The organism is Corynebacterium sp. (assembly GCF_030535495.1).
Taxonomy (GTDB): Bacteria; Actinomycetota; Actinomycetes; order Mycobacteriales; family Mycobacteriaceae; genus Corynebacterium.
On record NZ_JAUNRW010000005.1, the window covers coordinates 1 to 21,071 of the forward strand.

General features: G+C 68.5%; 21 protein-coding genes and 1 pseudogene. 5 read left to right on the forward strand and 17 right to left on the reverse strand.

From position 1 onward, the window contains the following. The coding region (locus Q4F73_RS01285) for an amino acid ABC transporter ATP-binding protein (protein ID WP_303357541.1) at positions 1-540 on the forward strand (540 nt) is incomplete at its 5' end. Here the strand turns inward: Q4F73_RS01285 and Q4F73_RS01290 are convergent. Further along, on the reverse strand, positions 537-1,049 hold the full coding sequence (locus tag Q4F73_RS01290) for an NUDIX domain-containing protein (RefSeq protein ID WP_303357542.1): 513 nt from the start codon (positions 1,047-1,049) through the stop codon (positions 537-539). The genes Q4F73_RS01285 and Q4F73_RS01290 overlap by 4 nt on opposite strands. Next, the gene (locus tag Q4F73_RS01295; RefSeq protein WP_303357543.1) at positions 1,046-1,717 is read right to left on the reverse strand and encodes a TIM barrel protein; all 672 of its coding nucleotides are present in this window, start codon (positions 1,715-1,717) and stop codon (positions 1,046-1,048) included. Before Q4F73_RS01295 ends, Q4F73_RS01290 begins: the two co-directional genes overlap by 4 nt. A gap of 23 nt (positions 1,718-1,740) precedes the next feature. Here Q4F73_RS01295 and Q4F73_RS01300 point away from each other — a divergent pair, with 23 nt between their 5' ends. Beyond that, positions 1,741-2,445: an SDR family oxidoreductase gene (locus Q4F73_RS01300; protein ID WP_303357544.1), complete on the forward strand. Its 705-nt coding sequence runs from the start codon at positions 1,741-1,743 to the stop codon at positions 2,443-2,445. Positions 2,446-3,730: 1,285 nt separating this feature from the next. On the opposite strand, the gene Q4F73_RS01305 is transcribed toward Q4F73_RS01300, so the two are convergent. The 8 genes from Q4F73_RS01305 to Q4F73_RS01340 form a co-directional block, all read right to left on the reverse strand. After that, positions 3,731-4,408 (reverse strand): sulfite exporter TauE/SafE family protein, encoded by a 678-nt coding sequence (locus Q4F73_RS01305; RefSeq protein ID WP_303357583.1) that lies wholly within the window; start codon positions 4,406-4,408, stop codon positions 3,731-3,733. Positions 4,409-4,486: 78 nt separating this feature from the next. Beyond that, entirely contained in the window at positions 4,487-4,972 is a 486-nt protein-coding gene (coaD, locus tag Q4F73_RS01310; protein WP_303357545.1) for a pantetheine-phosphate adenylyltransferase, read from the reverse strand. Continuing rightward, positions 4,973-5,545, reverse strand: a complete 573-nt coding sequence (gene rsmD, locus Q4F73_RS01315; RefSeq protein WP_303357546.1) for a 16S rRNA (guanine(966)-N(2))-methyltransferase RsmD — start codon at positions 5,543-5,545, stop codon at positions 4,973-4,975. It lies immediately after the preceding gene. Then, positions 5,542-5,751 carry a biotin/lipoyl-containing protein gene (locus tag Q4F73_RS01320; protein ID WP_303357547.1) on the reverse strand — a complete coding sequence of 70 codons (210 nt, stop codon included), beginning with the start codon at positions 5,749-5,751 and terminating at the stop codon, positions 5,542-5,544. The genes rsmD and Q4F73_RS01320 overlap by 4 nt, the downstream gene beginning before the upstream one ends. Positions 5,752-5,761: 10 nt before the next feature. Continuing rightward, the gene (locus Q4F73_RS01325) at positions 5,762-7,867 is read right to left on the reverse strand and encodes an ATP-dependent DNA helicase RecG (RefSeq protein ID WP_303357548.1); all 2,106 of its coding nucleotides are present in this window, start codon (positions 7,865-7,867) and stop codon (positions 5,762-5,764) included. A gap of 1 nt (position 7,868) precedes the next feature. After that, the gene (locus Q4F73_RS01330; RefSeq protein ID WP_303357549.1) at positions 7,869-9,305 is read right to left on the reverse strand and encodes a DAK2 domain-containing protein; all 1,437 of its coding nucleotides are present in this window, start codon (positions 9,303-9,305) and stop codon (positions 7,869-7,871) included. An 11-nt stretch (positions 9,306-9,316) separates the two neighbouring features. Further along, entirely contained in the window at positions 9,317-9,961 is a 645-nt protein-coding gene (locus tag Q4F73_RS01335) for a uracil-DNA glycosylase (protein WP_303357550.1), read from the reverse strand. After that, positions 9,961-10,926, reverse strand: coding sequence for a thiamine-phosphate kinase (locus Q4F73_RS01340; RefSeq protein ID WP_303357551.1), 966 nt, complete (start codon positions 10,924-10,926; stop codon positions 9,961-9,963). Before Q4F73_RS01340 ends, Q4F73_RS01335 begins: the two co-directional genes overlap by 1 nt. Before the next feature lie 28 nt (positions 10,927-10,954). Here Q4F73_RS01340 and Q4F73_RS01345 point away from each other — a divergent pair, with 28 nt between their 5' ends. After that, positions 10,955-11,887, forward strand: a complete 933-nt coding sequence (locus Q4F73_RS01345) for a DUF3515 domain-containing protein (protein WP_303357552.1) — start codon at positions 10,955-10,957, stop codon at positions 11,885-11,887. On the opposite strand, the gene Q4F73_RS01350 is transcribed toward Q4F73_RS01345, so the two are convergent. Both Q4F73_RS01350 and Q4F73_RS01355 read right to left on the reverse strand, forming a co-directional pair. Next, entirely contained in the window at positions 11,859-12,947 is a 1,089-nt protein-coding gene (locus Q4F73_RS01350) for a D-alanine--D-alanine ligase family protein (RefSeq protein ID WP_303357553.1), read from the reverse strand. The two genes, Q4F73_RS01345 and Q4F73_RS01350, sit on opposite strands and share 29 nt — an antisense overlap. 22 nt (positions 12,948-12,969) lie before the next feature. Further along, complete coding sequence (locus Q4F73_RS01355; RefSeq protein WP_303357584.1) at positions 12,970-13,983, reverse strand: NAD(P)H-dependent glycerol-3-phosphate dehydrogenase; 1,014 nt, start codon at positions 13,981-13,983, stop codon at positions 12,970-12,972. Positions 13,984-14,088: 105 nt separating this feature from the next. On the opposite strand from Q4F73_RS01355, the gene Q4F73_RS01360 reads away from it, so the two are divergent. Continuing rightward, positions 14,089-15,093 carry a bifunctional NUDIX hydrolase/histidine phosphatase family protein gene (locus tag Q4F73_RS01360; RefSeq protein ID WP_303357554.1) on the forward strand — a complete coding sequence of 335 codons (1,005 nt, stop codon included), beginning with the start codon at positions 14,089-14,091 and terminating at the stop codon, positions 15,091-15,093. On the opposite strand, the gene Q4F73_RS01365 is transcribed toward Q4F73_RS01360, so the two are convergent. From Q4F73_RS01365 to leuC, 3 genes are read right to left on the reverse strand one after another with little or no spacing between them, the layout of a single operon-like run. Then, a complete protein-coding gene (locus tag Q4F73_RS01365) occupies positions 15,035-15,667 on the reverse strand; it encodes a hypothetical protein (RefSeq protein WP_303357555.1) in 633 nt (210 codons plus the stop codon). The two genes, Q4F73_RS01360 and Q4F73_RS01365, sit on opposite strands and share 59 nt — an antisense overlap. After that, on the reverse strand, positions 15,668-16,258 hold the full coding sequence (gene leuD, locus Q4F73_RS01370; protein ID WP_303357556.1) for a 3-isopropylmalate dehydratase small subunit: 591 nt from the start codon (positions 16,256-16,258) through the stop codon (positions 15,668-15,670). A 13-nt stretch (positions 16,259-16,271) separates the two neighbouring features. After that, positions 16,272-17,690, reverse strand: a complete 1,419-nt coding sequence (gene leuC / locus Q4F73_RS01375) for a 3-isopropylmalate dehydratase large subunit (RefSeq protein ID WP_303357557.1) — start codon at positions 17,688-17,690, stop codon at positions 16,272-16,274. Positions 17,691-17,758: 68 nt separating this feature from the next. On the opposite strand from leuC, the gene Q4F73_RS01380 reads away from it, so the two are divergent. After that, positions 17,759-18,469 (forward strand): IclR family transcriptional regulator, encoded by a 711-nt coding sequence (locus Q4F73_RS01380; RefSeq protein ID WP_303357558.1) that lies wholly within the window; start codon positions 17,759-17,761, stop codon positions 18,467-18,469. Here the strand turns inward: Q4F73_RS01380 and Q4F73_RS01385 are convergent. Together Q4F73_RS01385 and Q4F73_RS01390 are read right to left on the reverse strand one after the other, a co-directional pair. Next, positions 18,466-19,434 carry a S41 family peptidase gene (locus Q4F73_RS01385; protein WP_303357559.1) on the reverse strand — a complete coding sequence of 323 codons (969 nt, stop codon included), beginning with the start codon at positions 19,432-19,434 and terminating at the stop codon, positions 18,466-18,468. The genes Q4F73_RS01380 and Q4F73_RS01385 overlap by 4 nt on opposite strands. Next, positions 19,431-21,071: pseudogene (locus Q4F73_RS01390) on the reverse strand (diaminopimelate decarboxylase); the annotation flags it as partial. The pseudogene Q4F73_RS01390 and the gene Q4F73_RS01385, both read right to left, overlap by 4 nt.

Sequence of the window (21,071 nt, forward strand, 5' to 3'; positions counted from 1 at the left end):
GGCGTGCTGCACGAGATCTCCGAGAAGGACGCCGCCCGCCAGCGCGCGGACATCGGCATGGTCTTCCAGCAGTTCAACCTCTTCCCCCACCGCACGGTGCTGGACAACATCATCGAGGCACCCGTCCACGTCAAGGGCACGCCCGCCGCCACCGCCAAGAAGCGCGCCCTGGAGCTGCTGGACAAGGTCGGGTTGGCGCACAAGGCCAACGCGTACCCGGTGCAGCTCTCCGGCGGCCAGCAGCAGCGCGTGGCCATCGCCCGCGCCGTGGCCATGGACCCGAAGCTCATGCTTTTCGACGAGCCCACCTCCGCCCTCGACCCCGAGCTCGTCGGCGAGGTCCTGCGCGTCATGCGGGAGCTTGCCGACGACGGCATGACCATGCTCGTGGTCACCCACGAGATGGGTTTCGCGCGGGAGGTCGCCGACACCGTCGTGTTCATGGACGGTGGCCGCGTCGTCGAGTCCGGCACCCCCGCGCAGGTCCTGGACAACCCGCAGGAGGGCCGCACCCGGGCCTTCCTCTCGTCGCTGTTCTAGTCGAAGATGTTGCGGGAGCCGACGAAGTCGAAGACGAACCGCACCGCCGACTCCCGGTAGTTGATGAATTTCCCCGCCCGCAGCAGGGCGAGCACGTCGTCGAGGTCCGCCCAGCGGGCCTCGGCGACTTCGTCGTTGGGGACGGCGGGGAGGGTGACGGGGGCGTCGATAAGCAGCAGGTAGAAGTCGTCGAAGCCGTACTCGAAGTTGAAGGTGAAACTCGGTCGAGTGAGCTCGATCTCCAGGCCTAGTTCCTCGCGGACCTCCCGTAGTGCGCCTTCGCGGCTGGTTTCGCCGGCGTGGACGCTGCCGCCGACGGAGAAGTCCCACATGCCGGGCCAGCCCTGTTTGTGCTCGGTGCGGCGTTGGATGAGCATCTGGCCGTCCGCGTTGAACAGGCACACGTGCACGACGACGTGCAGCTCACCGTCCCGAAGCCCCGCGGCCCGCTCAGCGGTGCGCCCGAGTGGTTGGCGGTTGTCGTCGAGAAGATCCCACTTCTCGCTCATGGCAGCCACTCCGCGGTGATCTCGCCCTCATAGCCCTGCTCACGTAGTGTGTCCACCCACTCCTGCAGGGGCAGGGTGCCCGTCCCCGGGGCGCCGCGTCCGGGATTGTCGGCGATCTGGACGTGCTCGGCGGTGGCGTCGAGGACCACGGCGTCATTGACGGCCAGGTGGTAGAGGTCGAGCAGCAGCCCGCCGTGCTCGCGCAGCGGGGCCGCCTGCTCGACGGTGGTCACGGGGTAGTCCGGCGCCGCCGAGAGCGGCTCCACCATGGCCACTCCGCCGAATCGCTTATCGACGTCGCGCGCCACCGCCGCAAACCTCCGTTCCTGGTCGGCGGTCAGCTCAGTGCCCCCGCGCCCCACGAGCAGGTTGAAGCGACGGACACCGGTGAGCCCGTGGAAGGCCTCGATGGCGTCAAGGTGGGCGGCGGGCATGTCGCGCTCATGGAGGATGCCGCGGTCGCCGGCCGCCAGGTCGCCGCCGAACATGTTGAGGGCGATGAGCTTTTTGTTGCGGCGTTGCAGTTCCGCGACGACCCCGCGGATCTCCTCATCCGTGGGATCGGGGTGGGTGAAGGGCCACCAGAGCTCGACCTGGGAGGTGGGGGCTTCGTCCAGGCCCACGCAGTAACTGGCACGTCCGATGGAGCAGTTCATCGCGGTGATCATGGGCTCCACTCTACGATGGTCCCATGGACAAGAAGGTTGCAGTAGTCACTGGTGCCGGCGGTGGCCTGGGAAGAATGTTCGCGCAGGCTCTCGGGGAGGACGGCTGGTCCGTTGCCCTGCTCGGCCGCACCCGGGACACCCTGGAGGAGACCGCGTCCGGGATGAATGATGCCCTGGTGGTGGAGTGTGATGTCGCCTCCGAGGATTCGGTTTCAGCGGCGTTTGAGCAGGTGACTTCTCATTTCGGGGCCCTGCATCTGCTGGTGAACAACGCCGGGGTCCCCGGGCCCACCGGGGAGCTGTCCACCATCGACGCCGGCGAGTGGCGGCGCACCTTCGACACCAACGCGACCGGGGTGTTCCAGTGCACCCGGGCGGCCTTCACGTGGATGGCGGAGCACGGTGGCGGGCGCATCATCAACAACGGATCGATCGCCGGGCACGCCCCGCGGGCCGGGGTGGCCGCCTACGCCGCCTCGAAGGCGGCGGTGGCGAGTCTGACGGTGTCGACGGCACTCGACGGCCGCCCGTACGGCATCACTGCCACCGAGCTGGACATCGGTAACGCCCGCACTGCCCTGCTGGGATCCTTCACCGGTTCGGAGCCCATGTTCGACGCCGCCGAGGCGGCCCGTCTCCTCGTGGCGGTGGCCGGAATGCCGGGAGATGTCAGTGTCGATCAGGTGACGGTCACCGCGGCCGGGATGCCCTACTTGGGTCGCGGATAACCACAGGTCAGAGCATACTTTTTCACCCCCGGGGGTGGCCATGTCCGGGTGTCGCCCTATAGTTCGAATCGAACATTCAAGCGACACCAGGGAGGTGTGTCCGATGTCCGCGTTCTACACAGTCAACAATCCCGACGACCCCGTGGCGGTGGCCGCCAACGCCATCACCCGTTCCCAGTACTCCATGTGGCGAAGTCTGGCTGAGGCAGTCGACGAGCAGCTCGACTCCGAAGCCGTCTACGCCCCCATCGTCCGCTCCACCGGCGAAAGCAAGTGGATGGCGGAGAATAATCTCTTCGCTCTGGCCACTCTCGATGAACTGCCCCGATTCCGCGCGCTCGTGGAAAAGCTCCACCACATGGACATGAAGCGTCTCCGCGCCGTCGAGTCGGCGCTGGCGATGGCGGAGCGGAAGTACTTTCCGCAGCTCGACACCATGATCGCCGAGTACCTGAGCCCCACTCGTGCGAACCAGCCGCTCCCCTCATCCGAGACCATCAAGAAGCGCATCCAGGCGATGGTCAATGAACTCGACGCCTCGATCAGCACAGATGAGGAGGATCCCGATCTCCCCCAGCTGACCTACCACGTGGAGTTCAACAATGACGGCACCGCTGACCTGTCCGCCCGGATGAGCGCCGCCTCCGCCGCAGCCGTGGACAAGCGGGTACGGGCGCTGGCCAAGCGGCGCCAGGTGGGGCTGGCGGAGGCCCACGCGCTGCTGGTCACCGGAGAGGATGAGGGTGTGACGGTGAACCTCAACCTCTACCGCGCCCACGACGTCGACGGCGCCCCCACCTACCTGCCGCAGGCCGGATGGCTCAACCCCCGACGGGCAGGTGAATGGGAGGCTAAGGCACAGACCGTCCGGGACATGGACGAGACCTACGACAAGGTCAGCCAGGGCTACAACACACCGGAGGACATTGAGGCCTGCATCGAAGGCATCGACGACGTCTGCATCTTCCCCACCTGTCACATCCCCGGGGAATTCTGCGACAACGACCACACGGTCGACCACGCCGAGGGAGGCCCGACGACTGCCCGCAACCTGCGGAAGCTGTGCCGGAAGCACCACAACCTCAAGACCACCGGCCAGATCCGCTACATCATCTGCCCGGTGACCGGCAACGCGATCTTCCTCTTCGCGAACGGCACCTACGTGGAGAATGAGTCGGACGGACCCCTGGCTCCCGCGAATCGGCGGTGGGTGCAGACCTTCCGGCAGCGCCGCAACGCCCGGAACGAGCGCCTGCGCTCCGAAGCTCAGGAGCGCCGACGCCGGCTAGATGAGGCCGCTGAGGCCGCGCACGAGGGCCGTGACACCACCGGCGGTGGCCAGGAGGAGAGCGAGAGTCCGAGCCCGTGGGCGGCTGACCTTCTCACTGAGTGTGACACCCAGCCACAGACCGACGGCCATGCCGACGATGCCGACTGGCCACACCAGCCAGCTGGTGTCTGAGAGGTCACCCGCACCCAGAAGGAGTTTGATGCCGAAGGAGATGGCGCCGGCCACCATGAAGATCGGTTGCAGGGTGGCGGCGAAGGACTGCTGCGCCCACCGGGAGGCCTGCGCGTACACGGTGATGGCCGGCCCGGCGATTCCGGCCAGCGTGTTCATGAAACCACCGGCGATACCGGCGACAACCGCCGGTGCCGTACCGGTCACCTCGGGGACATACTTCTTCCCGAAGGTGGTCACGGCGAGCGCGATGAGCAGGAGCGCACCGACCAGCGCCTGCAGGAGAGCCGGTGAGAACTCGCGGACCAGCAGAGCGCCCGGCACCGCACCGATGATGAGCACAGAGGCGATGAGGGTGAACTTCTTCCAGTCCACGTATTCGCGGACGGTGACCGTCGTCGCCGCGGCGTTGAGGAAGGCCAGAATGTTGACCACGAGAATGCCCTCCACCGGTCCCATCGTCACCGCGAGTACGGGGCCGGCGACCAGGCCGAGTCCCATGCCGGAGATCCGTTGCAGGAGTGAACCGACGAGGACGATCAGAAGCAGGAGGGCAAGTTCAGCGAGCACCCGCTCAGATTACTCCCCGAGCCGGGAGTACTTCTCCTTGACCGCGTCAACGACGGGGTCGGGCAGCAACCCGGAGACGTCGCCGCCGTACTTGGCGACCTCCTTGCACAGGGAGGAGGAGATGTACCCCCACTTCTCGTCCGTGAGGAGGAAGAAGGTGTCGATGCCGGACAGCCGCCGGTTCATCTGCGCCATCGGCAGCTCGTACTCGTAGTCGAGGGCGGTGCGCAACCCCTTGACCAGCGCGGAAATGCCGTGCTGGGTGGTGTAGTCGACCAGCAGTCCACCCCACCAGTCGACGCTGATGTTCGGCACGTCGGCGGTGACCTGGCGGATGAGTTCCATGCGCTCGTCGATGGTGAACAACCCGGACTTCTTGTTGGGGTTGCCGGTGACCAGCACGACGACCTCGTCGAAATGGTCGGCGGCGCGCCGGTAGATGTCGAGGTGACCCATGGTGACGGGGTCGAAGGATCCGGGGCAGACGGCTTTCATTCACTCGGCCTTTCGGTGGTAGACGGCCATGTCCATGCGAGCGATCCCGTAGGTGCGCTTCTTCAGCTTCTGGGTGGTGGGCACGTACTCCGGGGGCCAGGCCGTTTCCGGGGAGGAGACGTGGCGTTCGATGACGACGGCGGCGCCGTCGACAAGCACGGGCCGAAGTGCCTCCAGCATCTCTACGACCGCCTCATCGGTGAGCTCATAGGGAGGATCGGCGAGCACCATGTCGAAGTAGTCGTGGGGCGCGCGCTCCAGATAGGTGGAGGCCTTCATTTCCTCGATCCGCACGTCGGGGTGCTTCACCACGCCGGCGTTGTGCTGGATGATCTTCACGGCTGCGGGGTTGTTCTCCACGAGGACCACTTCAGCGGCACCGCGGGAGGCAGCCTCGAGGCCGAGTGCTCCGGAGCCGGCGAAGAGGTCGAGGACGCGGGCGTCGGTGAAGCCGAAACGCACCTGGAGGGAGGAGAACAGGCCTTCCCGCGCGCGGTCGGAGGTCGGGCGGGTGCCTGAGGGCGGGACCTTGATCCGGCGTCCGCGGGCCTCACCGGAGATGATGCGGGTCACGGGGTGACCTCCAGAAGCAGATCGCCGCCGAGCACATCGGAAAAGTCCTCCACCGCGAGGCGGCCGACGACACCCGGCCCCGGTGCCAGAACCGGGGCCTCGAGCTTGAGTGCCTCGACGGTGGCCAGTGGTTCACCGGTGGTGACGCGGTCACCGGCGAGGACGTGAAAGCGCACGATGCCGGCGAAGGGGGCGCAGATATCCATGCCCTACACCCTAGCTTTTCTCGAGATACTCCCGATCAGCGCGGTCAATTTCCAGGACGAGGCGCTGGGCGAGCAGGGGATGGCGCTGGACGAGGGCGGAGGCATCCGTGGTCGCACGGTCGATGACGGGCAGATCGCGGAGCAGATTGAGCAGGCGCACGGTCTTCGCTGCCCCGGACTGGCTGGTGCCCAGGACATCGCCCTCCTGCCGGTGGAGGAGATCGAGTTCAGCGAGGAGGAAGCCGTCAGAGGTGGCGGCGACATCGTGGATGCGGCGGTCCGCTTCGGAGTCCTTCTCCACGAGGGTGTGGAAGATGCACAGGGATCCGTGGCTGCCACGGCCCACGCGGCCACGCAGCTGGTGCAGCTGGGAGACGCCGAACAGCTCCGCCTCGCGGATGAGCATGACGGTGGCGTTGGGAACATCGACACCGACCTCGATGACGGTGGTGGACACCAGGATCTGCACCTCCCCGTCGGCGAAGCGGCTCATCATGTGTTCCTTCTCGTCCGCCGGCATCCGGCCGTGGAGGTATCCGACGTGGAAGTCACGGAAGGGGCCTTGACCGAGGATGTCGAAGACATCGAGGACACCGCCCGGCCCCTCGATCCGGGGGCACACGACGTATGCCTGGCGGCCGGCCTCCACGTCCTGCCCGATCCGGGTGATGGCGCGGCGGACCCACGTCGGCTTGTACTCCGGGACCACGACGGTCTCGATCGGGCGCCGTCCGCCGGGCAGCTCCCGCAGGGTGGAGACGGCCAGGTCCCCGAACACCGTCATGGCGATAGTGCGCGGGATGGGGGTGGCGGTCATGACCAACAGGTGCGGGGTGAGACCGTCACGGCCCTTGGAACGCAGGCGGGCGCGCTGCTCGACGCCGAAGCGGTGCTGCTCATCGACGACCACCAGCCCCAGGTCGAAGAACTCGACGGTGTCCTGGATGATCGCGTGGGTACCCACGACGATGTCGGCCTGTCCGGAGACGATGTCCAGCAACGCCTGCCTCTTGACAGGCACCGGCATGGAGCCGGTGAGGGGGACGACGGAGACGGAGAGCCCGGCGTCGGCAAGCAGCCCGGTGAGCGTCCGGGCGTGCTGCACGGCGAGGACCTCGGTCGGGGCGAGCAGCGCACACTGGTGTCCGGCGTCGACGGCCTGCAGCATGGCCACCAGCGAGACGACGGTCTTGCCCGAGCCGACCTCGCCCTGCAGCAGGCGGCTCATGGGGTCGTCGGAGTCGAGGTCGTCGGCGATCTCGTCGATGACCTGGCGCTGCCCGGCCGTGAGGTCATAGGGCAGGGCGGCCAGCAGCCCGGCGCGGTGGCCGTCGTCGGTGGCGGGGAGGGCGGGGGCGTCGCGACGCAGGGTCTCCAGGCGTCGCAGCGCCATGACCAGGCCCAGCGTGAGGGCTTCGTTGTATTTCAGGCGGTCGATGTGGGTGTCGGGGCCCTCGGGCCCGGGGAAATGCACCCCCCGAAGGGCGGCGTCGAAACTCGGCATGTCCGCGGGCACCTCGCCGAGGGGTTCGGCGACGGGGTCGAGCGTGTCCAGGATGTGGCGGATGGCCGCCATGATCCGCCAGGACGCCATGCCAGAGGTGGCGGGATAGATGGGGATGAACTCCAGCCCGGCGAAGAGCTCATCGGGTTCGCCGTAGAGGGCGAGGGTCTTCATCGACGCCGAACCGGCCATCTTCTCCCCCGGCCCGGGCAGGACGAGGAACTCGGGGTGCTGCAGCTGTGGGGTGTTGCGGAAGAAGCGGAGTTTCCCGGAGAACATCGCGCGCGTACCGGGGGTGAGGTAGCGACTGATGTAGCGGGCATTGAAGAAGGAGGCGGTGAAGTGTGTGCGGCCGTCGGTGAGCGAGACCTGGGTGATGTGCCGCTGGTCCCTGTGGCGTTCCTGGAGGGACAGCACCTCGCCGACGCAGGTGATCATGTCCCCTTCGGCGGCGTCGTCGGCCAGGACCTCGGAGCCGTGGCGGGACCAGGCGCGCGGGAAGTGCTGCAGCAGGTCCATGCAGGTGGTGTAGCCGAAGGCCTTCTCCAGGGCCGTCGCCTCCTTGGCGGGCAGGACGTCGGTGAGAAGACGCGCGTCACGCCACCCGAGCACGCTACTCGACCCCGATCTCCACGAGATGCCCGAGCCCGTCGGCGGGGAAGGCCATGACGTCGACCTCGAGGGCGGCATCGAGCTTATCGACGTCCACCGCTGTCCCCGTGAGCAGAATGACATGCTCTCCCCCGCCGGCCAGAAGACGGCGGCAGGCGGCCTCGGTGGCCTCCTCGACCGTGCCGGGCGCATCGGTGACGATGGCGGTGCGCATCGCCGTGGCGGCTTCGGTCATGGTGTAGGCGGCGACCCCGATGGGTGCCTCCGGATCGTGGACACTCAGTGCGGCGATGCCGCTGACCAGGCGGGCGGTGGGCACGATGGTGAAGGTCTGCTCGAAGGCGTGGGTGGCTCGTTCCACGGCCACCAGCTGTCGGCGGTCGAGAAGCCCGTTGGGCAGCAGGATGAGTTCCTGGGCCCGGGAGGAGCGCACCTGACCGAGGATGTCGGTGACCACCTCCTCTCCCGGCACGACGACCACGGCGCCGGCCTGGCGGTAGAGATCGGCGATCGACCCGGGTGGGGTGACGGCCACGACGACACGCCGCGGGGCGTCGACCTGCGGGGCGTCGGGAAGGACCTCGAGCCGCAGGTCACTGACCTGACCGAGACCGAAGGCGGTCTCGATCACCTGCCCGGCGTCACGCGAGTGGATGTGCACGCGCCCGGAGGCATCGTCTGCCCGCGCGATGACGAGGCTGTCTCCGAGCGGGCTGATCCGGGCCTGCAGGGCCGCGAGGTCGCCGACATAGAAGAACGTGACCTCCAGATCGGCCACCGGCCCGTGGGGGGAGACGTCGACCTGCGGGATCTGATCCGCGCCCTCGACCTCCGCGAGCAGGGTCTCCAGCAGGACGACGAAGCCGGTGCCCCCGGCGTCGACCACCCCGGCGTCCCGCAGGACGTCCAGCTGCGAGGGGGTGTTCGCCAGCGCGGTGCGGGCCGCCTCCAGGGCGGCGGTGACCACGGTGTGCAGGGCGCCGTCGGCGTTTTCGGCGGCGAGGGCGGCCGCACGCAGGACGGTGATGACGGTGCCTTCCACCGGGTCGGCGATGGCGCGATCGACGAGGGTGACGGCGAGGGTAAGCGCGCGGGCGATGGCATCTCCGTCCACGCCCTCACCCGTACCGCGGGCGGCGGAATCGGCGACGGCCCGCAGCACCTGGCTGAGGACGAGTCCGGAGTTGCCGCGCGCCCCGCGGACACTGCCACTGGCCAGGGCGGCGGCGATCTCGGCGACGTCGGCTCCGGTGGGCAGGCGGTCGGCCTCCGCGAGGGCGGCCTCCATGGTGTGGGTCATGTTGGAGCCGGTGTCGGCATCCGGGACCGGGAACACGTTGAGAGCGTTGATCTCCGCGCGACGGGCGGAGAGTTCGACGACGGCGCGCTCCGCCCAGGCGTGGAGTCGGGGGCCGTCTAGCTCTCGCGGATGGGACATAACGCCGTAGTCTACAGCCGCCAGTCGACCGGCTCTGCTCCAACAGACGTCAGATACTCATTGGCCCGCGAAAAGGGGCGGGAGCCGAAGAATCCGCGGGAGGCGGACAGTGGGGAGGGGTGCGGGGACTCGATGCGCGGGGTGTCGCCGAGGAAACGGGCGCACGACTGGGCGTCACGCCCCCACAGGATCGCCACCAGCGGCTGCTGCCGGGCGGCCAGGGCGCGGATCGCCGCCTCGGTGACGGCCTCCCAGCCCTTGCCCCGGTGGGAGCCGGCCTCGCCGGGGCGCACGGTGAGCACCCTGTTGAGCAGCAGCACACCCTGACGCGACCAGGCGGTGAGATCACCGTCACCCGGCGCCGCCACGCCCAGATCAGAGTGCAGTTCCCGGTGGATGTTGGCCAGGCTACGCGGGGGACGCACGCCGGGGTGGGTGGAGAAACTCAGCCCCATGGCGTGCCCGGGCGTGGGATAGGGATCCTGTCCGAGGATGAGGACCTTCACCCGGTCGAAGGGATCCTGGAAGGCGCGCAGGATGTCCCCGCCGGCTGGAAGGAAGGCCGGCTCCGTGCGCAGGAAGTCGCCGAGCTCGTGGATCTGCTTCTCGACGCCCGCCAGCGCCGGCAGCCAGGAGTCATGGACAGGGAGCGCCATCAGAAACTCACCCACCCGTGTCCGTACTTCGGGGCCTGGCCGTCGATGGTGACGGATTCACCGCGGATCACCCGTCCGATGACGTGGAACCCGGAGGGGGGATCCCCGGCGGTGGTGGCCAGCAGGGTGTGGTCCTCGCCGCCGGTGAGGACCCATTCCCAGGGGTCGGCGTCGAGAAGCTCCGCTGCCTCCCACACGATCGGCGGGGGCATGATGTCCGCCGAGTGGAGGTCGATGCCCACGCCGGAGCGCCGGGCGATGGTCGACAGGTCGGCGATGAGGCCGTCGGAGTTGTCGGTCATGGCGGTGGCCCCGGTGGCACGCGCGACCACCCCTCGGCCCGGGGTGAGGGTGGGGGCGCAGTGGGCGGCGATCAGCGGTCGCAGGTGTTCGGGAACCTCCCGGCCGAATCGGCCCAGCAACGCCAGACCCGCCCCTGACCAGCCGATCTTTCCGTGGGCGACCACCCGCTGCCCGGGGCGCGCGCGGTCGAGGGTGAGTTCCGGGCGGGAGCCGCCGAGCGAGCCGATGGCGGTGACGGAGAGGACGAGATCATGGCCGGCCGTGAGATCACCGCCGACCAGTTCTGCGGAGTACTCCCCCACCGCTGCGTGAATGCCCCCCGCGATGCCCTGCAGATAGGACACCGGGGTGTGGGCCGGTGCGGAGACCGCCAGCAGCGCGGCGATGGGACGCGCCCCCATGGCCTCGATGTCGGCGAAGTTCTGCAGGATCGCTTTCCGTCCGATCTCCTCCGGCGTCGACCAGTCGACCCGGAAGTGCCGCCCCTCGATGAGCATGTCCGTGGTGGCCACCGCACGCGAGTTGGGCGAGGCATGGCTGAGCACGGCCGCATCGTCACCGTTGCGGCGGGACGGCGCGGCGGCGACGATCGCCTCGATGGCGCGGTGTTCACCGACGTCACCGAGGGTCGGGCCCGGATAGTGGGCGGGAAAGCTGGTCACGCCGACCCTTTCGATAGACTTCACATACATGAGCTCCGCTTACCAACCTAGTCGTTCCGGGCGCACCGCCATCTACCTCTCCCTGGTGTTGGCGGTGGCCCTGGTCCTCGGCGTCGTCGTCGGAGCGAAGGTGGTCTTCGACCGGGTGGCCAAGCAGCCGGTCCCCATGAGTGACCTGCCCGCCCCGCTGGCGGACTCCCCCGAGTGTGCGGCGTTCATCGACACCCTGCCCGACGAACTCATCGGGCATGACCGGGCGGAGATCCTCGAGCCTGCACCTAACGGCGTGGCGGCGTGGTCGTCGAGCTCCGTGGAGCGTGTCACGCTGCGTTGTGGCGTGGACCTGCCCCTGCAGTACACCGCCTACGCCCCCACCGAAACGGTCGAGGGTGTCGAATGGCTGCGCATCACCGACGCCACCCCGGGGTCCACGCTGCAGACCTGGTATGCGGTCGACCGCGAACAGGTGGTGGCGGTGACCGCAGATGCGGAATCCCTCGGACGGCATGGTGAGCCGGTCTCTGACCTCAGCGAGTTCGTCGCCACCCTGCCGGTCGGAGAGCATGCGCACTACCCCGCCCCGCTGACCCAGCTGAGCAGCGGCGACACCTCCGTGTGCGGGGATCTTCTCGCCGCCCTACCCGACACTATCGCCGAGAACTATGAGCGTATCGACGTCGCCGAGGACCACACCCTCGCCTGGACCGCCGCCGGCCGCGAGCCGGTGGTCCTGCGCTGCGGCGTCGCCCCGCCCGAGAACTACGAGCCGGGCCTGCAGCTCCACCAGATCAATGACGTCGTGTGGTTCGAGGACACCGTCCTGGCCGCCGGCACCACCTCGGCGACCTGGTTCGCCCTCGGCCGCGAGACCGACATCGCCGTGAGCACTCCGCAGGACGTCAGCAGCGAGGTGCTCATTCAACTCGGCGAGGTCATCGCCGCGGAGACTGACACGCAGTAGTCACGAGGACGTCGAGAAGCTCCTCGTAGGTAACGCCGGAGGCGGCGAACATCTGCGGGTACATCGAGATCGGCGTGAACCCGGGCATGGTGTTGATCTCGTTGAGCACCGGGCCGCGGTCGGTGAGGAAGAAATCGACGCGGGACAGGCCCTGGCAGTTGAGCGCCCGGAAGGTGCGCACGGCGAGGGCGCGGATCTCGTCTTTGACGGTGTCGCTGTAGGGCGCGGGGATGGTGGGACTGACCACGTTGTCGAGGTACTTCGTCTCGAAACCGTAGAAGCCCTCCTCCGAATCCCCGGTGCCGTTGAGCTTCGCAGGGACCGAGGCTGTGACCGAGCCGTCCGGGTACTCGAGGACCCCGACCTCCACCTCGTCGCCGATGATCTCGGCCTCGATGATCACCTTGTCGTCGGATTCGCGGGCCGCCGCGATCGCCGCGGGCAGCTGCGCCCAGTCGCTGACCTTCGACACGCCGATGGAGGAACCACCGCGCGCTGGCTTGACGAACACCGGCAGACCGAGGCGCTGCTTCTCGGTCTCGTCGACCTCGGTGTCGCCGTCACGGAGGATGAGTTCCGCGGTGATGGGCAGGCCTGCGGCGGCGGCGAGCTTCTTGGTGAACTCCTTGTCCATGCCGCAGGCCGAGGCCAGCACACCGGCCCCGACATAGGGCAGGCCGATGAGCTCGAGCATGCCCTGGATGGTGCCGTCCTCACCGAAGGGGCCGTGGAGGACGGGGAAGGCGACGTCGATACGCGCGTGCGGCTGCCCGGTGTCGAGGTTGAGAAGCAGCCCGTTGTCGCCCGGGTCCAGCGACAGGGCCAGCTCCGCGCGCTTATCGACGCTCGGCAGCACACCGTCCCGGATCTGCAACTGCGAGTAGTCCGACTCACCCACCGTCCACATGCCGTCCCTCGTGATGCCGATGGGGATGACCTGGTACCTGTCGGTGTCGAGGTGGCTCATGATCGCCCCCGCCGACACGCAGGAGATCTCATGCTCGGTGCTGCGGCCGCCGTAGATGACGCCGACTGTGATGCGGTTGTCCGGGTGTTCCATAGGCCAGAAGCCTACCGCGCCCTCATTCCGCCTTCTTGGAGCGACCCATGAGAGCGGCGATCATGTCCCGCACATCCAGCCCGCGGTGGCACACGGCGTAGACGGCCTGCGTGATCGGCATCTCCACCTTGTTGGCCTGCGCCAGCTGGAACACCGAGTTCGAGGAGATGACTCCCTCCGCGACCTGACCGTGGGTGGCCTTCTTCGCCTCCTCGAGGGTGCCGCCCTCGCCCAGGCGGACACCGAAGGAACGGTTACGCGACAGCGGCGAGGAACACGTGGCCACCAGGTCGCCGAGGCCGGCGAGACCGGCGAAGGTGCGCTGGTCCGCCCCGAGAGCATGCCCGAGGCGGGAGATCTCGGCCAGACCGCGGGTGATGATGGTGGCCAGGGTGTTCTCGCCGAAGCCCAGTCCCGTCGCCACGCCGCAGGCCAGCGCGATGACGTTCTTGCAGGCACCGCCCAGTTCGACGCCGACGACATCGGTGTTGGTGTAGGGGCGCAGGTACGGGGTGGCCACGGCGGCCTGGACGAGTTTCGCCCGGTTCTCGTCGAGGCAGGCGATGACGGTGGCGGCGGGTTGCTCCTCGGCGATCTCGCGCGCCAGGTTCGGCCCGGAGAGCACCGCGATGCGGTTGGGATCGGCGCCGGTCATCTCGGCGATGACCTCACTCATCCGCAGGTGCGTGTCGGTCTCCACACCCTTCGAGATGCTCACCAACGTCGAATCCGAGGGCAGCAGCGGGGTCCAGGCCGCCAGGTTGTCACGCATCGTCTGGCTGGGGACGGCGAAGACGACGATCGCGGCAGAATCCAGGGCGCGGGAGGCATCGTGGGTGGCCACCACCGATTCCGGGAGCCGGATGTCCGGGAGATAGTCCGGGTTGGCGCGGGTGGAGTGGATCTGCTCCGCCAGTTCCTCACGACGCGCCCACAGCGTGACGGTGTTGCCGGCGTCAGCAAAGACCTTCGCCAGGGTGGTGCCCCAGGAACCGGCCCCCATGATGGCTACGTTGACCACGCGCTGCTCCTTAATGTTTCGGTTGCAAACCAGCTTAAAGGATGGGTTGGTGCTGCGAAGAAGCCGCAGGTACGGAAAAATGGAGGGAACCGTATCCGCCACCGACGTCTGAGGGGAACCATGCCGAAGAAGAAGCTGTCCTACGAGGTTGACAAGGATCAGGTTCCGGAGCTGTTGGTCAACGGCCGTCACCAGGTGATTCCCGCCGATCCGGCGAAGGAGTTCCCGCGGGCCATGCTGGCTGCCGGGGCGGTGCTGTGGCGTGGTGACCTGGCCGATCTCGATTCCGTCGAGGTGGCCGTCATCCACCGTCCCTCCTACGATGACTGGTCCCTGGCCAAGGGCAAGGTCGACCCGGGTGAGTCGCTGCCGACCACCGCCGCCCGCGAGATCCTCGAGGAAACGGGTTTCGATATCCGCCTGGGCAAGCTGCTGGGCAAGGTGACCTACCCGGTCGCCGACCGCACCAAGGTCGTCTACTACTGGACGGGTGAGGTCCTCGGCGGCGAGTTCACCCCCAACGACGAGGTCGACGAACTGCGGTGGCTGCCCATCGACGAGGCCCGCGAGATCCTCTCCTACGACGTGGACCGCCACGTCCTGGACAAGGCCGAGAAGCGTTTCGGCCTGCCCGCCACCTCCCGCATTCTCTACATCCGTCACGGTCGCGCGCATCAGCGCCGCAACTGGGCGGGCGACGACAATCTGCGCCCCCTGGACAAGAAGGGCCGCCGCCAGGCCGAGATGCTCGTGCCCATGCTGCTGCCCTACAAGCCGGTCGCGGTGTACTCCGCCGAGCCGGAGCGCTGCCAGTCCACCGCCGCCCCCCTGGCCGATGAACTCGGCCTGGAGATCATCGTCGATGACCACTTCGGCGACCGGGCCTACGTGGAGAGGCAGGTCGACGCGCAGAAGCGTTTCCAGGAGCTTGTCGACGCCGGCGGCACCTCCGTCGTCGTCTCCCAGGGCACCGCGATCCCCGACATGATCGCCTGGTTGAGCGCGAACGGACGCCTCCCGCTCGAGGAGATCGAGGCGAAGAAGGCGTCCGTGTGGGTGCTGTCGTTCAACGACGGTCAGCTGACGGGGGCGGACTATCTGACGAGCCCGCTGCCGGCGAAGTAGAGCGCGTTCTCCGCCTCAGCCTGAGGACCAGGACCCCCAGGATCACCCCGAGCAGGGTGAGGATGATTCCGCTGGCTATCTCGGAGACCTGGCTGGGCAGGTTACCGTAGAAGCCGAAGAAGCGCCGGGTCACCCACGGTTCGGCGATCATGCCGAGTGGAAGGACCAGGCGGGCGAGCAGATGTGAGTGCGCCGCGACGCCGATCAGCCCCAGGGGGAGGCCGAAGACCGCCGCCGCCACGAACCACTGGGCATTGGAGACAAACCCGTCCGCGGGCACGATGCCGACGCCGACGCCCACCGCGTAGTGCAGGGCGGTGGTCAGCAGCAGGATGCCCGCACCCAGGGCGGCTCCCCGCAGCCACCGCCGTGGTCCGGCGGAAAAGCCTGCGAGGATGCCCAGCCCGGCCCACACGGAACCGGAGTTGATGGTGCGGGCGATGGTCTTGCGTATCGACGCCCACGTGTCCGCCTGCCCTGACAGTTCAGCCATGGTGGTGAAATCCACCAGGGCGGAAACGACGGCGAGAACCGCGGCCACGCCCAGGACTACTTTCGGCGTCACATGTCTCATCTAGCCGAGAATAGTCGGCTTGAAGGCCGGGCGGGACTCCTCGTAGGCGGTGATGGCGGGCTCGTCGCGCAGCGTCAGGCCGATGTCGTCGAGGCCCTCCATGAGGCGCCAGCGGGTGTAGTCGTCGACGGAGAACTGGTAGGTGTTCTCCCCCGCCGTGACGGTGCGGGACTCCAGGTCGACGGTGATCTCCAGGCCCGGCTCGGCCTCGAGCTGCTTCCACAGCAGTTCGATGTCGGCCTCCTCCATCTGGGCGGCGAGCAGCCCGGCCTTGCCGGAGTTGCCGCGGAAGATGTCTGCGAAGCGCGGGGACAGCACGACGCGGAAGCCGTAGTCCATGAGCGCCCACACGGCGTGCTCGCGGGAGGAGCCGGTGCCGAAGTCGGGGCCGGCGACGAGGACGGAACCGTTCGCGTACGGCTCCTGGTTGAGGACGAAGTTCTCGTCCTTGCGCCAGCCGGCGAACAGGCCGTCCTCGAAGCCGGTGCGGGTCACACGCTTGAGGTAGACGGCGGGGATGATCTGGTCGGTGTCGACGTTGGAGCGGGTCAGCGGCACGCCGACGCCGGTGTGGGTGGTGAACTTCTCCATGGTGGGTATCTCCTTAGAGGTCGGCGGGGCTGGCCAGGTGGCCGAGGACGGCGGTGGCGGCGGCCACCTGCGGGGACACGAGGTGGGTGCGACCACCCGGGCCCTGGCGGCCCTCGAAGTTGCGGTTCGAGGTGGAGGCGGAACGCTCACCGGGGGCCAGCTGGTCGGGGTTCATGCCCAGACACATCGAGCAACCGGCGGTGCGCCACTCGGCACCGAACTCGGTGAAGACGGCGTCCAGCCCCTCCTTCTCGGCCTCCTCCTTGACCATGGTCGAGGACGGCACGACGAGCATGCGGGTGTTCTCGGCGATGGTGCGGCCCTTGACCACCTCGGCGGCGGCGCGCAGATCCTCGATGCGCGCGTTGGTGCAGGAGCCGAGGAAGACGGTGTCGATGGCGATGTCGCGCAGCGGGGTGCCCGGGGTGAGGTCCATGTAGGCCAGGGCCTTCTCGGCGGCGGCCTTGTCGGACTCGTTGGTGAAGTCCTCCGGGTCCGGGACATTCGCCGACAGCGGCAGACCCTGTCCGGGGTTGGTGCCCCAGGTGATGAAGGGGGTCAGCGCGGAGCCGTCGATCTCGACGACGGTGTCGAACTGGGCACCCTCGTCGGTGGGCAGGGTCTTCCAGTACTCCACGGCGGCATCCCAGTCAGCGCCGGTGGGGGCGAACTCGCGGCCCTGGACGTAGTCGAAGGTCTTCTGGTCCGGGGCGACCATGCCGGCGCGGGCACCGGCCTCGATGGACATGTTGCAGATGGTCATGCGGGCCTCCATCGAGAGCTTCTCAATGGCCTCACCGCGGTACTCGATGATGTGGCCCTGGCCGCCGCCGGTGCCGATCTTGGCGATGATCGCCAGGATGAGGTCCTTGGCGGAGACCCCGTCCTGCAGTTCACCCGAGACCTCGATGGCCATCGTCTTGAAGGGCTTGAGCGGCAGGGTCTGGGTGGCCATGACGTGCTCGACCTCGGAGGTGCCGATGCCCATGGCGATGGAGCCGAACGCACCGTGGGTGGAGGTGTGCGAGTCACCGCAGACAATCGTCATGCCCGGCTGGGTGGCGCCCAGCTGCGGGCCGACGGTGTGGACGATGCCCTGCTTGACATCACCCATGGGGTGCAGGCGGATGCCGAACTCCTCGCAGTTGCGACGCAGGGTCTCCACCTGCGTGCGGGAGGTCGCCTCCTTGATCTCCAGGAGGGAACCGGTCTCGATGCCCTCGGTGGGCACATTGTGATCCTCGGTGGCCAGGTGCAGGTCCGGGCGGCGCAGCTTGCGGCCGGCCAGGCGCAGTCCGTCGAAGGCCTGCGGGGAGGTCACCTCGTGCAGGAGCTGCAGGTCAATGTAGAGGAGATCGGGTTCGCCGTTCTCGCCCTTCGCGACAATATGGTCGTTCCACACCTTCTCGGCCAGCGTCAGCTTCTCGGCCATGGATGCCACCTTTCCAACTGTGAATTCTCTTCTGACCATCTCACAAGGTGAGATGTTAGTATCGTGGTATGGGACAGTATAGCGCAGTGTCAGGCATCAAGGTGCTGGATCGTTCGGTGGCCATCATGATGGCCGTCGCCCCCCACCCGCTCTCGCTCACCGAGCTGTGTGAGACCACCGGCCTGCCGCGCGCCACGGCCCACCGCCTGGCCACCGCGTTGGAGACCCACCGCATCCTGGCCCGCGGAGAGGACGGTCGCTGGACCACCGGCCCGGCGCTGACCTCCCTGGGCACCGGCAGCAGGGATCAGCTTCTCGACGCCGCCCGCCCCATCATGGCCGCCCTCGTCGACACCACCGGGGAATCCGTGCAGCTCTACCAGCTCACCGGCACCTCACGGACGTGCGTCGCCGCCCAGGAACCGCCCGTCGGCCTGCAGAACACCGTCCCCGTCGGCGCGCAATTAGCGCTGACCTCCGGTTCCGCCGCCAAGGTCTTCCTCGCCTTCGGCTCGCCACAGCTTCTCGACGCCATCCTCCCCGAGGTCACCTTCGACCCGGCCGATCTGCAGGAGGTGGAGCGCACCCGCCTCAGCGAGTCGGTGGCCGAGCGCGAGGTCGGCCTGGCCTCGCTGTCCGCCCCGGTGTTCACCCCCACCGGGCGCTTCGTGGCCGTCCTGTCCGTCTCCGGGCCGGCGGAACGCCTGCGCCCCCACCCGGCACGCACGTGGGGAGCGGCCCTCGTGGAGGCCGCCGAGGCGCTGTCGCGCTCCCTCTAGCAGCCGTGGTCGGTGGCCAGCCACTCGCGGGCGGCCGCCTCCGGTTCCCCGGTCTCCACGTCCGGAACAAGCGCCTCTTCGGCATGCTCCCGCCCGGTGCGGTCGCGCGTCGCCGCGACGGTGATGAGGACGGCCGCGCCGTCGTTCATGCTGAAACCGATGTTCGCGGAAGGCACCCCGGCCGTGGGGGATCCGAAGGTGCGCGCATCCTCTGCCCCGGTGAAGCTGAGCACGACTCCTTCCCCGGCGCTGGCGGTTCCTTCGTCGGTGAGCAGCGCCACCGGCACCGGGTTCTTGCCTCCGCTGGCGGTCGTCGGTGTGCCGGCGCCGGACACGGCGTTGCCGTCGATGACGACATCGGTGGTGTCGAAGCGGCTGACGTGCTGGAGGACCACGCCGTCGTCGAGAAGCGGCGACAGGCCGGCCAGCATCGGACCCATGTCACCGCCGGAATTGCCGCGCAGGTCGAGCACCGCCCCGCAGGCGGGTTGGGTCAGCCCGGCGGCCAGCAGATCGGCGTAACGCTGGCCGTCATGGTTGACGTTGTGGGCGGGCACCCGGGCAAAGAGAATGTCCCCTTCGCGGCTGACCTCGGGCAGCGACGGTTCGGCGGCGATGTTCTCCTCGACGCGTTCCGCCGGGATGAGGGCCGAGTGGCGCCCACCCGCCGCCACCAGCGCGGCGTCGAGCGCGGCATGGAGGTCTGCGGGATCCTCCGCGGTGGCGGCCTGCTTTTCGACGTCCGCGCGCGCCCGGGCGAACTCCTCCGAGTCACCGTAGAGGCCGAGCGATTCCGCGCGATCGAGGATCACCGCGGCGTAGCGCTGCGGGGAGGGCGGCAGCAGGAAGAACGGCTGGCCGCGCAGCGCCAGACCAAGGGCGGGCCCGAAAAACCAGGCGACCAGCAACGACAGGACGACGACAATGACAACCAGGGCGGAGAGAACACGGTGCAGCGTGGTCATGCCCCCGAGGGTACGCCCGCATCGATGTCGTCGAGTGTGCCCGGGAAGACCACGTTCTTCGCCAGCGGGATCTGGTGGGAGGCACTCTCCAGGATGTGCATGAAGTAACCGGCGGCGTTGGGGATGGCGATGATGTCCCCCGGTTCCACGCCGAAGGGGAAGCGGATGCGGCGGCGCAGGATGAGCTCGTCCTCGATGCAGTAGGCCCCGACGAGGAACGCCTCCACCTCCTCACCTGAGGTGCGGTCGGTCACCAGCAGGGGGTCGATGAGGTAGTCGTCCGAGGTCGTGCGGCACTGGGTGCGGTTCATGGCCAGGCCGACGAGAGGTAGGCCGTCGGAACGCTGTTTGACGAAGGCCACCTCCGCCAGGATCATCCCGCAGCCGTCGAGCAGGCTGCGGCCCGGTTCCAGGTGCAGGCGCAGGTCGCGCTCGGTGAGCATCTCGGCGACTCCGTCGGCCAGCACCTCCCGCAGCCACTCCCCTCGCACCGGGGACTGGTGGAAGGGGTAGGTGGTGGTCAGCGGGTCCGCCTTCCACGTGAACGGCGCGGCGTAGCCGTCAATCATCGCCTCGCGAGCGGCGTGGTAATCGCGCCACTGGGCGGCGTCGTCGAGGTAGCTCATGGGGACCCCGCCACCGAGATCGATGAAGGAGGGGTGGTGGCCGGCGTCGATAAGCAGGTCGATGAGGCGGCAGCACTCGCGCAGGGCCGTCGAGCGGTCGGCGGCGGAGTAGCCGTGGAGATGGACGTGGAGGCCGACGATCTCCACCCCGGGCACCTGCCCGATCTCGGCCCACTGCTCAACCCGCTCGCCGAAGCGAGTCGGTGGGAGCAGGTCCGGATCCGGGGCCACGCGTGGGGCGACGTGGGCGGTGCGCTCCCCTGCCAGCCGCGAGATACGGGCCAGTTCCGCGCGGGAATCCGCGGAGATGGTCACGCCGTGGTCGATGGCCAGCTCGAGCAGGCGATCCGGCTTGATGGCGGCGGAGAGGATGATCCGCTCGCCGGGCACACCGCGGCCGAGGACCTGGGCGAGCTCCCGCTCGCTGGCGACGTCGACGCCGTGCCCCGCATCGCGGACGGTGTCGACGAACACGAGCCCCTTATTGGCCTTGCGGGCGAAGAAGATGCGGGTGTCAACACCGCAGGAGGCGCCGGCGTCGACCAGCTCGGTGACATTGTCCAGCATGGGGCCGGGGTCGAGGACGTTGACGGGGCTGCCGAACTCGGACACCAGGTCCCGGCAGTGCGCAGGATCGGCAGCGAGCTGCGCGGCCCACGGCTCGAGCCGGGCGGTGAGCGGAGGAATGCCGTGCACCTCGGACGGCCCCGGGACGATGCGGCGGGCCCAGCGGGGGATGACGTCGTGGAGGGTACGCGAAAGGGTGTCATTGCCCAGCACGACATCCTCGGTCATCCGCCCCACGGCAGCCAGGGAGCTCTGGCCGACGACCGTGCCGTCCGGCTCCACGTCGAGCCCGCGGGTGCCGGGTCGCACCCGGGCCAGTCCCTGGTCGACCAGCCACGCCTCCAGGGTGCCCTCAACGACCCCCGGCGGCGGGATGACGGCGTCGACCACCACCGTGATGTCGAGTTCCCGAATGAGATTCGTGAGGTCCTCCCCACCGCGCCC

Excerpts from the sequence above, each read along its gene's own strand:
- Q4F73_RS01290 (WP_303357542.1), bottom strand. The coding sequence starts at position 1,049 with ATGAGCGAGAAGTGGGATCTTCTCGACGACAACCGCCAACCACTCGGG.
- Q4F73_RS01295 (WP_303357543.1), bottom strand. The coding sequence starts at position 1,717 with ATGATCACCGCGATGAACTGCTCCATCGGACGTGCCAGTTACTGCGTG.
- Q4F73_RS01300 (WP_303357544.1), top strand. The coding sequence starts at position 1,741 with ATGGACAAGAAGGTTGCAGTAGTCACTGGTGCCGGCGGTGGCCTGGGA.
- Q4F73_RS01305 (WP_303357583.1), bottom strand. The coding sequence starts at position 4,408 with ATGGGACTCGGCCTGGTCGCCGGCCCCGTACTCGCGGTGACGATGGGA.
- coaD (WP_303357545.1), bottom strand. The coding sequence starts at position 4,972 with ATGAAAGCCGTCTGCCCCGGATCCTTCGACCCCGTCACCATGGGTCAC.
- Q4F73_RS01320 (WP_303357547.1), bottom strand. The coding sequence starts at position 5,751 with ATGGATATCTGCGCCCCCTTCGCCGGCATCGTGCGCTTTCACGTCCTC.
- Q4F73_RS01330 (WP_303357549.1), bottom strand. The coding sequence starts at position 9,305 with ATGTCCCATCCGCGAGAGCTAGACGGCCCCCGACTCCACGCCTGGGCG.
- Q4F73_RS01335 (WP_303357550.1), bottom strand. The coding sequence starts at position 9,961 with ATGGCGCTCCCTGTCCATGACTCCTGGCTGCCGGCGCTGGCGGGCGTC.
- Q4F73_RS01345 (WP_303357552.1), top strand. The coding sequence starts at position 10,955 with ATGAGCTCCGCTTACCAACCTAGTCGTTCCGGGCGCACCGCCATCTAC.
- Q4F73_RS01350 (WP_303357553.1), bottom strand. The coding sequence starts at position 12,947 with ATGGAACACCCGGACAACCGCATCACAGTCGGCGTCATCTACGGCGGC.
- Q4F73_RS01360 (WP_303357554.1), top strand. The coding sequence starts at position 14,089 with ATGCCGAAGAAGAAGCTGTCCTACGAGGTTGACAAGGATCAGGTTCCG.
- Q4F73_RS01365 (WP_303357555.1), bottom strand. The coding sequence starts at position 15,667 with ATGAGACATGTGACGCCGAAAGTAGTCCTGGGCGTGGCCGCGGTTCTC.
- leuD (WP_303357556.1), bottom strand. The coding sequence starts at position 16,258 with ATGGAGAAGTTCACCACCCACACCGGCGTCGGCGTGCCGCTGACCCGC.
- leuC (WP_303357557.1), bottom strand. The coding sequence starts at position 17,690 with ATGGCCGAGAAGCTGACGCTGGCCGAGAAGGTGTGGAACGACCATATT.
- Q4F73_RS01380 (WP_303357558.1), top strand. The coding sequence starts at position 17,759 with ATGGGACAGTATAGCGCAGTGTCAGGCATCAAGGTGCTGGATCGTTCG.
- Q4F73_RS01385 (WP_303357559.1), bottom strand. The coding sequence starts at position 19,434 with ATGACCACGCTGCACCGTGTTCTCTCCGCCCTGGTTGTCATTGTCGTC.